Here is a 13,303-nt window from a genome sequence, read left to right as displayed (position 1 = left end):
CGTTCAATGTTCCGCTTTAAGCTTCCAATTGCTTGCCGAGCGGAAGGTTGCGGATACGTTTTCCCGTCGCCGCGAAGATCGCGTTCATCAGTGCAGGTGCGAAGGGCGGAACGCCGGGCTCGCCTGCGCCGCTGGGCGGCGTGTCGGGTCCGGGCGGAACGATGTAGACGTTGGTGATCCCAGGAGATTCATCCATCCTGATGACCTGGAAGTCGTCAAAGTTCTTCTGCTCCACCTTGCCGTCCCTGAAGGTGACCTCGCCGTATTTGGCGAGGCTCAGGCCCATGATCGCGGCGCCCTCGATCTGCGAGGCGATGCGCTCCGGATTGACATAGGTGCCGCAGTCGATCGCGGTGTCGACCCGCGGCACCGTCAGCTTGCCCTTGTCATCGACGGCCACCTCGACGATGGTCGCGATGTAGCTGACGAAGCTGCGGTGCACGGCAATGCCGAGGCCGTGGCCCTTGGCGACGGGCCGCCCCCATTCGCCCTTCTCGGCCACCAGCTCGACCACCTTGCGCAGGCGCGCGGTGTCGATCGGGTAGCTGTCCTGGGGCTCGCCGTAGTTCCACATGTCCTTCACGGCGGGCTTGACGATCCGCGGGCTGCCGATCAGCGCGAGCAGCGTCTCCTTCTGGTCGCGGCCGGTTGCAGCCGCGATCTCGCCGACCATCGATTGCACCGCGAAGGCGCGCGGAATGTTCGAGACCGAACGGAACCAGCCGATGCGGGTGAACGCCGCAGCTTCCGGATTCTCGCAGGAGATGTTGGCGATCTCGAACGGCATGTCGACGAGGCCCATGCCGAGCTCGAACGCCGCTTCGTGCTTCGCACCGGCGGCAAAAGTCGAGGCGATGGTCGGCGCTACGCTGCGATGGCGCCAGGCGATCACCTTACCGCTCTTGTCGAGGCCCGCCTCGATGCGTTCCACGGAGACGGTGTGCAGGAAGTCGTGGCGGACGTCGTCCTCACGCGTCCACTGCACCTTCACGGGCGCACCGAGCTCCTTCGACAGCAGTGCGGCCTCGAGCGCAAAATCGCATTTCGACTTGCGGCCGAAACCGCCGCCGAGCAGCGTGACATTGACGGTGACATTGCCCTCGGGGATGCCGAGCGTTTTGGCGACGTCCTCGCGGGTGCCGCCGGGGCTCTGCACTGGCGCCCAGATCTCCGCCTTGTCGCCCTTGACGTCGGCGACCGCGACCGGCGGCTCCATGCTGACATGGGCAAGGTGGGGCAGATAATATTCGCCGACGATGACCTTGTCGGCGCCCTTGAGCGCAGTGTCCGCGTCACCTTCCTGACGCACGACGAGACCCGGCTTGCGCGAGGCCTCCTCGAGCTCCTTGCGATAGGCAACCGAGTCGTATTTGCCGTTGGCGCCGTCATCCCAGGTCAGCTTCAGCGCGTCGCGGCCCTTGATCGCCGCGCCGGTGTTGCGGGCGATCACCGCGACGCCGCCGAGCGGTTGGAACTTTGACGGCCACGGCCAGCCGCGCACCTGCATCACCTTCTCGACGCCGGGAATCTTCAGTGCCGCGTCCGGATCGAACTTGACCAGCTTGCCGCCGGTCACCGGCGGCCGCGCGATCACGGCATATTTCATGCCGGGCAAGCGCACGTCGGCGCCGTAACGCGCCTTGCCGGTGGTGATGTCGTGGAGATCGACGATTCCGACCTGGCCCTTGCCGAGATAGCGGAAGTCCTTCGGGTCCTTCAGCTTGAGACCTTCGACAGCAGGCACCGATTCCTTGGCGGCATCGGCCGCGAGTTCGCCGAAGCCGAGCTTGCGTCCGCTGGTGCTGTGGACGACCTCGTGATTGACGGCCTTGACCTCCGATGCCGGCACGCTCCAGCGCTTCGCCGCAGCCTGCTCCAGCATGGTGCGGGCGGAGGCGCCGATCTGGCGCATCGGGATCAGATAGTGCCGTGTGCTGCGCGAGCCGTCAGTGTCCTGATTGCCGAACTTGACCTCGTCGCCATGGGCCTGCTGGACCTTCACCCTGGACCAGTCGGCTTCCATCTCCTCGGCGACGATCAGCGGCAGGCTGGTGCGCACGCCGGTGCCCATCTCGGAGCGGTGGGCGAGGATGGTGACGGTGCCGTCGGGCGCGACCGCGACGAACACGCGCGGATCGACCACGACGCCATGCGGCATCTTGCCGGCGCCGGTCTCATAGGCAAACGCCTGGCGTGACATCACGGGCGCGGCGAGCACGAAGCCGCCGGTGATGCCGAGCCCCTTCAGGATGCTGCGGCGCGAGACCTTCTCGACACGGATATTCTTTTCGAAGCTGTGAAGCTTCCGGGGATTGTCGATGAAATTCATGTCACACTCCCGTTGATGCGAGGTGGACCGCGTTCTCGATGCGCTGATAGCAGCCGCAGCGGCAGATGTTGCCGGACATCGCCTCGCGGATCTGGTCGTGCGAGGGTTTCGGGTTGTCCATCAGCAGCGCCGCGGCCTGCATGATCTGGCCGGCCTGGCAGAAGCCGCATTGGGGAACGTTGACCTGACGCCAAGCCTTCTGCACCGGGTGATCGCCGTTCGGATGCAATCCTTCGATCGTGGTGACCTCGCGTCCGGCGACGTCGTTGATCGATGTGATGCAGGACCGGACCGCCTCCTTGTCGACGATGACGGTGCAGGCGCCACACAGGGCCTGGCCGCAGCCGAACTTCGTGCCGGTCAGCCCGGCCTCGTCGCGCAGGAACCAGAGTAGCGGGAGATCCGGGTCGCCGTCCCAGCTCTGTTCCTGGCCATTGATCTTCACCTTGATCATGATCGTCCCTCGCTCTTCATAAGCATGAACTCAAATGCGGTTCGTCTGTCATCTCGCCACACCCCGCCGTCATCCCGCGCGGGCAAATCCCGGAGGGAGGCAGGGACGCCAATGGCGATGTCTGGATGTGCTCGATACCTCCCCGTGTTGTTCTTATTTGATTGAACTTCGCGCGGCATCGTGACGATGCGAACCTAGCAGAGGTCGCGCCGGCCCGGCGTTCACAGCCGAGTGTTCTTGGTGGGAAAAGAATGCAACGCAGGTTTGTCAAAAGCAGGGCGCGGCATCACGTCGCGCTTGCGAGATGGGCGCGACGAAAAAAGCTTCGTCCGGCAGCAGAACTGCGCGGACGAAGCAGGATGCCTCAGTCGAGGGAGGGAGAAACGCAGAGTCGCGGACTTCGAACAGGAAGCGGGGCGGCACTGCGCAGTCATTCAGAGACCAGGACTGAGGAGCTCACGGCCCTCATACGCAGAGTGCAGAGGCAGCGGCATCGCCGCGATCGTTCTGGAGCCGGACCCGTCCGGCTCGCTGGTGGTGGTCGGAACCAGCGAGCGGACGGGGCACGACGAAGGTCAGGCGGCCTTGGTCAGGCGGCCTCGTTTAGGCCGCTTTGGCTTTCGCCACGTGGGTCGCGATCGCGTCCATCAGCGCCGGCGACAGGCAGTCATAGGGCTCGAGCCCGATTTCCTTCAGCCGCGAACGGATGCCGGCCATCTGCTCCGGCTTGACGCCGGATTCGATCACCGAGGAGACGAAGGCGGCGAATTGCGGCGCCTGCGAGCCCTGCTCCTGGAACAGCTCGGGATGGATGAAGTCGAGGCCATAGAACGGATGGTTCTTGTTCTCGATGCGGCCGAACATGTGGGTGCCGCAGGCCTTGCAGGCGTGGCGCTGGATCACCGCGGAAGCGTCGACGATCTCAAGCTTGTCGCCGTTCTCGAGCACGCTGACGTTCTGACGCGGCACGACGGCGACGACGGAGAACGTCGCGCCTTGCGGCTTCCAGCACTTGGTGCAGCCGCAGGCGTGGTTGTGGGCGACGTCGCCCTTCACGGCGACCTTGACCTGATGGTCCTTGCATTTGCAGGCCAGTGTGCCGCCGGCAAAGCTGCCGCTGCCCTGTTTGAGGCCGTTGTCGATCGATGGGTGGAGTGCAACAGTCATGGGTCGATCCTCCTTGGGGGTGACGCTTTCGAGCTAGTACACGACGACGGAACGGATGGATTTGCCCTCGTGCATGAGGTCAAATCCCTTGTTGATCTCTTCGAGCTTGAGCACGTGGGTGATCATCGGATCGATCTGGATCTTTCCGTTCATGTACCAGTCGACGATCTTCGGCACGTCGGTGCGGCCGCGCGCGCCGCCGAAGGCGGTGCCGCGCCAGTTGCGCCCGGTGACGAGCTGGAACGGGCGTGTGGCGATCTCCTTGCCGGATTCGGCAACGCCGATGATGATCGAGGTGCCCCAGCCGCGATGGCAGGCTTCGAGCGCCTGACGCATCACCGTGGTGTTGCCGGTGCAGTCGAAGGTGTAATCGGCGCCGCCGTCGGTGAGGCCGACGAGATGCTGGACGATGTCGCCGGTAATCTTCTTCGGGTTGACGAACTCGGTCATGCCGAACCTGCGGCCCCAATCTTCCTTGGAGTCGTTGATGTCGACGCCGATGATCTTGTCGGCACCGGCCATCTTGGCGCCCTGGATCACGTTGAGGCCGATGCCGCCGAGGCCGAACACGACCACATTGGAGCCCGGCGTGACCTTCGCGGTGTTGACGACGGCGCCGACGCCGGTGGTGACGCCGCAGCCGATGTAGCAGCTCTTGTCGAACGGCGCGTCCTCGCGGATCTTGGCGACCGCGATCTCCGGCAGCACGGTGAAGTTCGAGAAGGTCGAGCAGCCCATATAGTGGTAGACCGGCTTGCCCTTATAGGAGAAGCGGCTGGTGCCGTCGGGCATCACGCCCTTTCCCTGCGTCGCGCGGATCGCGGTACAGAGATTGGTCTTCTGGCTGAGGCAGCTTTTGCACTGACGGCATTCCGGCGTGTAGAGCGGAATGACGTGGTCGCCCGGCTTCACCGAGCTCACGCCGGGGCCGATCTCGCGGACGATACCGGCGCCCTCATGCCCCAGGATCGACGGGAAGATTCCCTCGCTGTCGAAGCCGTCGAGCGTGTAGGCGTCGGTATGGCAGATGCCCGTCGCCTTGATCTCGACCAGGACTTCGCCGGCTTTCGGTCCTTCCAGATCGAGTTCGACGATCTCGAGTGGTTTCTTGGCTTCGAAAGCGACGGCGGCACGTGTCTTCATCGGTAACTCCTCAAATTCTCGAAAGGACGCCAAGAAGTAGTCTTGGCAGCCCTCGCAACGTTCATTTATGGCCCATGCAGGCGTCTTCCGCCTTGGTGTAGACCTCGTTCTTCTCGTCCTTCTTGGCGGGACGCTGCCGCCCCCACGCCTCGTCGGAGCGAGCGCGCAGATAGACGTAGAGATCGTCCATGTAGCAGGCGACGTTCGGGTTGTCGCCGAAGGCCGGCATCACGTTCTCCTGCGCGGTCGAGATATTCTTGCGACCGGAGGCGACGACGCCGAGGAAGTCGCCATAGCTCATGGTCTTGACCGAATCCTTCAACGCCGGTGCGTAGGTCGATCCCATGCCGTCGGGGCCATGGCAGACGTGGCAGTCGGAGTGATAGCGGCGGTATCCGGAATAGGTGAACCAGTCCACGGTGCCGTCGGCGGAAATCTTGTAGGTCGGGTTGCCTTCCTTATCGAGCCACTTTCCGTCGTCTTCTTTCTTCACGGCGGTCGGGTCGCCCGGACCGTCCGCAACAGCAATTCCCCCCGAGGCGATGAAGATCATCGCAGCAATGACAGAGCGGATTTTACGCAAGAGCTTTTCCTCGAAGGCATCAGGTGAGACGAGCCGGCGCGTGGAGTTGATCCACGCGCCGGAGCGACACGAAGGTTAAGGCTAGTTCGCCGGCAGCGAGAACACGGTCAGCGTACCGCCGAGTGCCGTGTAGTTGCTGAGCGCTGCGTAGCCACCGACTGCGCCGAGACCGGCGGTCGGATCGGTCAGACCTGCGGCCAGACCAATGCCGGCCCAGCCACCGACGCCCGAGAGCACTGCGACATACTGCTTGCCGCCGTTCTCATAGGTCGTGACGTTGCCGATGATGCCGGAGGGAGTCTTGAACTTGTAGAGCTCCTTGCCGGTCTTGGCATCGACCGCCTTCAGGTAGCCTTCGAGCGTGCCGTAGAACACCACGCCGCCGCCGGTTGCGAGCGCACCCGACCAGACCGAGAACTGCTCCTTGTTCGACCAGACGATCTTGCCGGTCTTGCCGTCCCAGGCGATGAAATTACCCATATGGGTTTCACCGGCCGGCGGATACATCGAGAGCGTCGCACCCACATAGGGCTGGCCCGCGGTGTAGCTCACCTTGAACGGCTCGTAGTCCATGCAGACGTGGTTGGTCGGAACGTAGAACAGCTGCGTGTCCGGCGAGTAGGCTGCCGGCTGCTCGTCCTTGGTGCCGAGCGCGGCCGGGCAGATGCCCTTCACGTTGTGGTCCTCACCCGCCTTGTCGGTCGAAGCTGCGTCGAGCACCTTCGGACGGCCATAGGTGGCTGAGTTCTTGTCCATGTCGACCCCGGAGGTCCAGTTCACCTTCGGATCGTACTTTTCGGCGACCAGCAGTTCGCCGGTGCCGCGATCGAGCGTATAGCCGAGGCCGTTACGATCGAAATGCGTCAGCAGCTTGCGCGGCTGGCCGTTGATCGACTGGTCCGACAGGATCATCTCGTTGACGCCGTCATAGTCCCACTCGTCGTGGGGCGTCATCTGGTAGACCCACTTGGCAACGCCGGTGTCCGGGTTACGCGCCCAGATCGTCATTGACCATTTGTTGTCGCCCGGACGCTGCTTCGGATTCCAGGTCGAGGGGTTGCCCGATCCGTAGTAGACGAGGTTCAACTCGGGATCGTAGGAGATCCAGCCCCAGGTCGCGCCGCCGCCGATCTTCCACTGATCGCCCTGCCAGGTCTTCAGGCTGGAGTCCTTGCCGACCGGCTTGCCGAGGGAGGTGGTCTTGTCGTCGACCAGGATCTGGTCATCCGGCCCTTCCGAGAACCCGCGCCAGGCCACTTTGCCGGTCTTGATGTCGTAGGCGGTCATATGGGCCTGAACGCCGAACTCGCCGCCGGAGATGCCGACCAGGACCTTGTCCTTGACCACCATCGGCGCCGAGGTGCCGGTCTCGCCCTTGCTGGGATCGCCATTCTTGGCAGTCCACGCAACCTGACCGCTCTTGGCGTCGAGCGCGACCAGGGTCGTGTCGGCCTGATGCAGGAAGATCTTGCCGTCGCCGTAAGACAGGCCGCGGTTGACCGTATCGCAGCACATCACCGGGATGACGTTCGGATCCTGCTTCGGCTCGTACTTCCAGACGATCTTGTTCTCGTTGGAAAGGTCAATGGCGTAGACCTTGTTCGGGAACGGCGTGTGGACGTACATCATGTTGCCGATGATCAGCGGGCCGCCTTCGTGGCCGCGCAGCACGCCGGTTGAGAAGGTCCAGGCGACCTGAAGCTTGCCTACGTTTTGTGCGTTGATCTGATTCAGCTTGGAGTAGCGGGTATTGGCGTAGTCGCCGGTCGGCATCACCCAGTCTTTCGGGTTCTGCGCCATCTTGTTCAGCTCGTCATTGGCTGAAGCGCTGCCGGCGGCGAGAGCCGCCGCGGAGCCAAGAAAGGTCGCCAGTAGTACCTTGCGCATAGTTATTCCTCCGTTGGTCTCGTTTATTGTTTCCGAAGCATTGCTCAATCACCGGGCTTCTCGTCCGGCGTCTGCTCGTGCAGGGCGGTCACGATTGGGACCAGAAACGATGCTGTGCTGGTTTCCTCCTCCGGATGAGAGCTACGGGTCCACGTGCAGGAGCGGCCCGTTCTTGTTGTTCCTGCCGCAATCCCTAACGACTTCGTCATCGGGAAACTTGCCCAAGAGAGAAGCCAGTTTGCTTGACAGCGCACGGACGCGAAGATTTTGATTTTGCAGTAGCGAATTCAGCTGCTTCCGCACTGCTTTAGGAGCACGTTCAGCGGTCAGGTTCCCCTTGACGGCGCTGCAACTAAGGCGGAGGATTAAGTTTCAAGGGTGGCAATGAAACGATGGCGCTCGTTTCAAAAGACCGCTCAAATTCGAGGTAAACGTCACGCAATCGCGGCTGAGGGCTCCGGCAGTGCTGGTCGCGATTCGCGTAGAATCTCCGGATCAACCCAGTGGCTGGATTAATGTCCGACACAATTCACACGCTCTCGACGACCGGCATGACGCCGAAGCGGCAGATCCAGAGCTGGATCGACGGGCTGACGAGCCTGTGTGGGCATTTCGACGTCGATCCGCTGGAGGCATCCTCGCTTGAAGGCCGCATCGACTACACCAGCGTCTCGCGCCTGAAGCTCTGTCAGATCGAGGTCAGCCAGCATCGCATCGCGCACACGCTGGCGCGCGCCAAGGCCAACGAACACCCGTACATCAAGATCCACTTCCAGACCTACGGCGTGTCCTATTTCGAGCAGGAAGGCCGCCACATCGAAATCAATCCCGGCGACATCATCGCCTATGACGTCTCCTGCCCGCATTCGATCATCAGCCCCGCCTTCACGCGCCATGACGTGGTGATCGTGCCGAAGGCGCTGCTGCGCGACCGCGGATTCCCGTCGCAGCGCATGCCGGCCTGCAAATTGTCGGCGAAGACGGGTACGGGGCGGATCGCCCATGATTTTGTTCATGCGACCTTCGACGAGGCGGCCAAGCTGTCGGCGAACAGCGCGGTCGGCGTCGCAGATTCGCTGATCGATTTGTTGCTGCTGCCGCTGCGCGAAGCGGACACAGGGTTCGATCGTGTCGGGCCCGAGGCGATGTATGTGCGCGCCCAATTCTTCATCCGCGAGCACCTGCGCGATCCGGATCTGTGCATCGACCAGATCTCCACCGAGCTCGGCTGCTCCAAGCGCTATCTGCACATGCTGTTCAGCGAGCGCGGTACCACGGTGAGCGACTATATCTGGCAGGCGCGCTTGCAGAACTGCCGCCAGGAACTCGAGGCGCACGGCGGCAAGACCATCACCGACGTCGCGTTCTCCTGGGGTTTCTCCAGCTCATCGCATTTCAGCCGCGTCTTCCGGAAGTATTTTGGCGTGGTGCCGTCCTCGATCCACAAGGCCCAGCAGGGTGCTGCATCTGCGGGCGAGCATTAGTTAGGCCGGTCGTCGCGGTCGCGAAGTCCCTCACGTCGACGTGGCGACATATGGAACGCTGGCGAGGAGAGCGGCGAGCAGCACTGCGTTGCACAGCATCCCGCTCAGATGCAGCCGGCGCAGCCGCCGCGCTGCATCGGCATCGCCGGCATCCCTTGCGCTGAGCTGGTCGTCGATCCGTGGCATGAACCAGCGGCGTCCGTAGATTGCCAAGGCCGCGAGCATCGCGACCCCCGTCGCGGCGACCATGCGCCTGTCGACCAGGAAAGCCAGCGTCCCGATCACGCCGGCAATGCGCATCACCAAAAAATGGGCGTTGAACATCCCGCGCAACAGTTGGGCGACAGGCTGGATATCGAGCTTCACGAACAGGAAGGCCGGCGATGCCAGCATGAAATAGCCCATCGGGACGAGCAGGATAACCATGACGGCGATGGCGACGGCATCCGGTGTCATGGATCGGCCTTTCTCGTTCGCCGCGGAAAGAGCTTCCCGAAGCGGCGCACAATCATAGCGGGAATATATGTTTCCGACACTAGGCTTTGGTCGGATGCCGGTCCGCGATGGGGCAGCCGCCGCCCTCAGCCGTGCGTCAGGCCGGCTCGAGGCCTAGCGACTGCGCACTCTCGATCCAGATCGGCAGCTCGCGCTGATACAGCGCATTGGTCTCCTTGAAGCCGATCGCGGGTTCGAGCACGAAGGTTGCGAGTACCTCCTTCACCTTCGGATCGCTGTTGGCGGCGACGCAGAGCTCGGCCAGGCGGTCGACGACCGGTTGCGGCGTTGCCTTCGGCACAGCCCAGCCGGTAAAGCCGCTTACGGTGAAGAATTTTGACGTCGCTCCCTGTTCAGGCAGGGTTTTGACGGTGGGGATCGCGTCCACCTTCTTCGAATGCACCGCGAATACGGTGCCGCGATCGCTTTGCAGGACCGACTGCGCCGCCGTGTAGCTGCCCATCGCGGCGTCGAGCGTGCCTTCCAGCATGCCCGTCCACATCGGCGCCTCGCCGCGGTAATGAACCGGCTCGATGTTGAGCCCATATTGCTTGTTGAGCTCGTTGATCGTCATGTGCGGGGCCGAGCCCGCGCTGTAGGTACCAAAATTCACCTTGCCGCTCTTGCGCGCGAAGGCGACGAAATCCTCCAGCGTCCTGACGCCGGTCTTGGGGTTCGCAACCAGCAGGAGGCCGGCACCGGGAATGACGCTGACGAGCGTCAGATCCTTGTCCATGTCGTAGCCGGGATTCTTCATCACCACCCGGTTCATGATGTAGGTGGTCGAGATCGAGCACAGCATGGTGTGGCCGTCGGGCTCGGAGCGGGCAACCTCGGCCGTGCCGATCGCGCCGGAGGCGCCGGGCTTGTTCTCGACGACGACGGTCTTGCCGACCTGCTTGGAGATGAACTCGCCATAGGCGCGCGCGAGCAAATCTGTCTGCCCGCCCGCGGGATAACTGCAAATCATGCGAATCTGCCGCGACGGCCACGCGGCTTGCGCCGAGGCGCTGCGCGAGATGAAAGGCAGCGCGACTGCGCTGGTACCGGCGGCGATAAAATGGCGGCGATCGAATTTGGCGGACATGATTCCCTCCTGATTTTGGCCGAACCTACTGCATCAGGCTGGCGCTGCCATGGGCAGGAGGCGAGACAGATTGGCGCATTCGACAGGGCTCGGTCGGGGCGCTTCTCCCGTCATCCGGACAATCGGTCCTTCCGCATGACGCGCCGCCAGACAATCTCGGTCAGGGCCACCGCAAGCAGACCGAACGTGCCGCCGATCAGCACGTTGACGATGCGCTCCTCCGCGATCCCGCTGGCGCCGCCGGCAAAGGAGGCGGCCAGCGCAATGAAGAAGCAGCGCAGGCCGAAGCCGAGGATATAGCGGGAGAACGAGATCAGCGTGAGCGTGGCCGCGAGAACCGCGAGCGCGTAGCCGACCCGGCTCTGCGGCAGCACGGTGCCGGCGATGAAGCCCAGCGGCACGCCGACGAAGGCGCCGATCGCGCGTTGCTTCAGCTTGTCGGTGGACGCGGTGAGATCGCCGACCACGACGCTTGCGGCCGACCACATCACCCATTGCCCCTGCGCGAGGTCGAGGATCTCGACCAGCGCGGCCGCCGCGAACACCGCCATGGCGGTCGCCAGTGCGGGCAGGAACCACGTGGCCGCGGGCGGTCCGAACGAGGTCGCGGCCTCGCCTTGCCGTCGCTGGTCGTAAATCCGGATAGCGCAGACCAGCGCCAGTGCGATCGGCGAGGAGACGATGATCACGCCGGCATGGCGGAGCGCTTCGGGGGCGCTCACGCCCTCCCGCACCTCGCAGGCGAGATAGACGGCAGGGATGAAGACCCAATTGCCGAGCGTGCGGAAATCTTCGCCATGGCGCGTCCCCGCCACGGCGAGGAAGCCGGCAAGCGCGGTCAGGACCACGAACAGCGGCTTGATCGGGGCGGCCAGGAAGAGCGCGGCAAAGGTGACGAGGATGGCAAGGTAGTGCCACGCGATGACCTTCGGCGGCAGATGCAGCCGTAGCGCCGGGATGAGCAGCGAGACCGCGACGAGGCCGAGATTGAGCAGCGCCGTCTCGCGCGCGATGAAATAAGCGGCGACCATCGGACCGACCACGATCAGCGCGCGCAGCAGTTCGCCGGCCTTGATTTCGCGGGAGAGGAGGTCGCGAAAGCTTGTGATGGTCGGGGAATTCACGGGGCACCAAAGGGGCGGATGAAACGCGGACATCATATGGTTCAGGTAGCAATTAGGCCAGTCGATGCCGTTGGGCTGCCTCAAGAGGCACGCTGCCGTTCCTCCGCACTCCGTCATTGCGAGCGCAGCGAAGCAATCCAGAATCTTTCCGCGGAGGGACTCTGGATTGCTTCGCTACGCTCGCAATGACGATGTTGATGCAGTTGCGCGACGACTCAAATCTCGTGCCCGGACGCAGCGGGAGACGACGGCGTTTTCCGTCACCGCTGAATGATCTTCATCCAGACATCGCCCAAAATCGCAGGCTCGCGTGGTGACAGGTAGGTGAGGCCGGCCTGCTTGCCGAATGCTGCGATCTCTCCCCCGGCTGCGAGCTCCGTCAGCGCCTTGTTGGCGGCTTCGATCAGCGCGGGATCGCTGGCGAGCCCGACATAGCCGCGATTGGCGCCGATCGGATAGTAGTAGCCGGAGGCGGTGATCGCCGTGTCGGGATGCGCGGCACGATGGGCGTCGAAGCGCGCGAGGTCGACCAGCGTCGCGTCGTAATCGCCGCGGGCGAGCGCGCCGAGGAGATCATCGCGGCCGGGAACCAGATGGGTGATGCTGTCGATCAGGCGTCCCTTGTCGAAGGTCATCAGGATGGCATCGCCCAGCGATCCGCTCTCGATCGCGAGACGAAGGCCGGCGACATCGCCGATGTCGCCGATCTTGCGCCCCTGCGCTTTTGGTCCGAGCACCACCGTCATCGGCGAATAGACATAAGGCTGGCTCGGCGCGAGCACGCCGAGTGCGACGCGGCGACGCCGGTCGTCGCGCGTAGCGCCGGCGAAATCCGGCAGGCGCGCGGTCTTCATGCCGGGCTTGACGAGGGAATCTATCGTCAGTGCGTAGCCGCCGACCAGCGAGCAGCGCCCGTCGGAGAGCAGCGCATTGGCCTCGAGCTGCGGGCTCGAATCCTCATCCAGCTTGCTCTCGAACCACTGGATTTGGAGCGGCCGTCCCATCCGATCCGCGATCGCCTGCGCCAGCAGCACATCGAAGCCGGAGTCGGGCTTGCCCTTGTGATGTACCGAAAGCGGGGGCCGGTCTTCATCGAGGCAGACTCTGAGCGGCTCATCTGCGGCGTGCGCAGCCATAGCCGATGCCGCGAGGATCGCGGCGCCGCTCCAGGCGGCGAGCCAGCCCCTCATGGTTTCCTCCGACTCGAGATGAAGGCCCAGAGATCGGTGATCTCGTCGTCGCTCAAAATGTCGGCCCAGGGCGGCATCTTGTTGTTCTTGCCGTTCTTCACGGTGGTGACGAAACGCGTCTTGTCGTCCGGAAAGGCGCGCAGGTCCGGCGTGATGGTGCCGGGGTTCATCATGTTGGGGCCGTGGCAGTGCGAGCATTTTTCGGCATAGGTCGACTTGCCGTGGTCGATCTGCGCCTGCACGGGATTGCCATTTGTGTCGTCCGCGGCACGAACGGTCGCCGCAAGCGCGACCGTCAGTACCGCGACGGTGGCGAGAACCGCCACCGTCTTGTGAGAGACGTCTTTCAGCATCGGGCCG

At 63.6% G+C, this 13,303-nt stretch carries 12 protein-coding genes; 1 reads left to right on the top strand and 11 read right to left on the bottom strand.

Features of this window, described 5'->3' with window-relative positions; translation table 11 throughout:
* Positions 1-16 precede the first annotated feature (16 nt).
* The 6 genes from AC1RR3_RS13605 to xoxF5 form a co-directional block, all read right to left on the bottom strand.
* A complete protein-coding gene (locus tag AC1RR3_RS13605; RefSeq protein WP_492823299.1) occupies positions 17-2,329 on the bottom strand; it encodes a xanthine dehydrogenase family protein molybdopterin-binding subunit in 2,313 nt (770 codons plus the stop codon).
* A 1-nt stretch (position 2,330) separates the two neighbouring features.
* On the bottom strand, positions 2,331-2,783 hold the full coding sequence (locus AC1RR3_RS13600; protein WP_211387055.1) for a (2Fe-2S)-binding protein: 453 nt from the start codon (positions 2,781-2,783) through the stop codon (positions 2,331-2,333).
* A 603-nt stretch (positions 2,784-3,386) separates the two neighbouring features.
* Entirely contained in the window at positions 3,387-3,950 is a 564-nt protein-coding gene (gene gfa / locus AC1RR3_RS13595) for an S-(hydroxymethyl)glutathione synthase (protein ID WP_492823297.1), read from the bottom strand.
* A gap of 33 nt (positions 3,951-3,983) precedes the next feature.
* Positions 3,984-5,093 carry an S-(hydroxymethyl)glutathione dehydrogenase/class III alcohol dehydrogenase gene (locus tag AC1RR3_RS13590; RefSeq protein WP_492823295.1) on the bottom strand — a complete coding sequence of 370 codons (1,110 nt, stop codon included), beginning with the start codon at positions 5,091-5,093 and terminating at the stop codon, positions 3,984-3,986.
* Positions 5,094-5,154: 61 nt separating this feature from the next.
* Positions 5,155-5,646, bottom strand: coding sequence for a c-type cytochrome, methanol metabolism-related (locus AC1RR3_RS13585; RefSeq protein WP_492824218.1), 492 nt, complete (start codon positions 5,644-5,646; stop codon positions 5,155-5,157).
* A gap of 111 nt (positions 5,647-5,757) precedes the next feature.
* On the bottom strand, positions 5,758-7,563 hold the full coding sequence (xoxF5, locus tag AC1RR3_RS13580; RefSeq protein ID WP_492823293.1) for a lanthanide-dependent methanol dehydrogenase XoxF5: 1,806 nt from the start codon (positions 7,561-7,563) through the stop codon (positions 5,758-5,760).
* Positions 7,564-8,078: 515 nt separating this feature from the next.
* Between xoxF5 and AC1RR3_RS13575 the strand changes: the two genes are divergently transcribed.
* Positions 8,079-9,047: a helix-turn-helix domain-containing protein gene (locus tag AC1RR3_RS13575; protein ID WP_492823291.1), complete on the top strand. Its 969-nt coding sequence runs from the start codon at positions 8,079-8,081 to the stop codon at positions 9,045-9,047.
* Between the two features lie 30 nt (positions 9,048-9,077).
* Here AC1RR3_RS13575 and AC1RR3_RS13570 read toward each other — a convergent pair whose 3' ends face one another.
* From AC1RR3_RS13570 to AC1RR3_RS13550, 5 genes are all read right to left on the bottom strand, one after another.
* Positions 9,078-9,503: a hypothetical protein gene (locus AC1RR3_RS13570; protein WP_492823289.1), complete on the bottom strand. Its 426-nt coding sequence runs from the start codon at positions 9,501-9,503 to the stop codon at positions 9,078-9,080.
* A 136-nt stretch (positions 9,504-9,639) separates the two neighbouring features.
* Positions 9,640-10,629 carry a Bug family tripartite tricarboxylate transporter substrate binding protein gene (locus tag AC1RR3_RS13565; protein ID WP_492823287.1) on the bottom strand — a complete coding sequence of 330 codons (990 nt, stop codon included), beginning with the start codon at positions 10,627-10,629 and terminating at the stop codon, positions 9,640-9,642.
* A 110-nt stretch (positions 10,630-10,739) separates the two neighbouring features.
* Positions 10,740-11,753 (bottom strand): FUSC family protein, encoded by a 1,014-nt coding sequence (locus AC1RR3_RS13560; protein ID WP_492823285.1) that lies wholly within the window; start codon positions 11,751-11,753, stop codon positions 10,740-10,742.
* 260 nt (positions 11,754-12,013) lie between these two features.
* Positions 12,014-12,943, bottom strand: a complete 930-nt coding sequence (locus AC1RR3_RS13555; RefSeq protein ID WP_492823283.1) for a substrate-binding periplasmic protein — start codon at positions 12,941-12,943, stop codon at positions 12,014-12,016.
* The gene (locus tag AC1RR3_RS13550) at positions 12,940-13,296 is read right to left on the bottom strand and encodes a c-type cytochrome (protein WP_492823281.1); all 357 of its coding nucleotides are present in this window, start codon (positions 13,294-13,296) and stop codon (positions 12,940-12,942) included. The genes AC1RR3_RS13555 and AC1RR3_RS13550 overlap by 4 nt, the downstream gene beginning before the upstream one ends.
* Positions 13,297-13,303 lie beyond the last annotated feature (7 nt).

This window comes from Bradyrhizobium sp. GW821-FHT13H05 (assembly GCF_058804065.1).
This window is presented reverse-complemented; position numbering and strand designations above follow the sequence as displayed.

Coding starts and splice junctions, on each gene's coding strand:
- AC1RR3_RS13605 (WP_492823299.1), bottom strand. CDS start 2,329: ATGAATTTCATCGACAATCCCCGGAAGCTTCACAGCTTCGAAAAGAAT.
- AC1RR3_RS13585 (WP_492824218.1), bottom strand. CDS start 5,646: ATGATCTTCATCGCCTCGGGGGGAATTGCTGTTGCGGACGGTCCGGGC.
- xoxF5 (WP_492823293.1), bottom strand. CDS start 7,563: ATGCGCAAGGTACTACTGGCGACCTTTCTTGGCTCCGCGGCGGCTCTC.
- AC1RR3_RS13550 (WP_492823281.1), bottom strand. CDS start 13,296: ATGCTGAAAGACGTCTCTCACAAGACGGTGGCGGTTCTCGCCACCGTC.
- AC1RR3_RS13565 (WP_492823287.1), bottom strand. CDS start 10,629: ATGTCCGCCAAATTCGATCGCCGCCATTTTATCGCCGCCGGTACCAGC.
- AC1RR3_RS13570 (WP_492823289.1), bottom strand. CDS start 9,503: ATGACACCGGATGCCGTCGCCATCGCCGTCATGGTTATCCTGCTCGTC.
- AC1RR3_RS13555 (WP_492823283.1), bottom strand. CDS start 12,943: ATGAGGGGCTGGCTCGCCGCCTGGAGCGGCGCCGCGATCCTCGCGGCA.
- AC1RR3_RS13575 (WP_492823291.1), top strand. CDS start 8,079: ATGTCCGACACAATTCACACGCTCTCGACGACCGGCATGACGCCGAAG.
- AC1RR3_RS13590 (WP_492823295.1), bottom strand. CDS start 5,093: ATGAAGACACGTGCCGCCGTCGCTTTCGAAGCCAAGAAACCACTCGAG.
- gfa (WP_492823297.1), bottom strand. CDS start 3,950: ATGACTGTTGCACTCCACCCATCGATCGACAACGGCCTCAAACAGGGC.
- AC1RR3_RS13600 (WP_211387055.1), bottom strand. CDS start 2,783: ATGATCAAGGTGAAGATCAATGGCCAGGAACAGAGCTGGGACGGCGAC.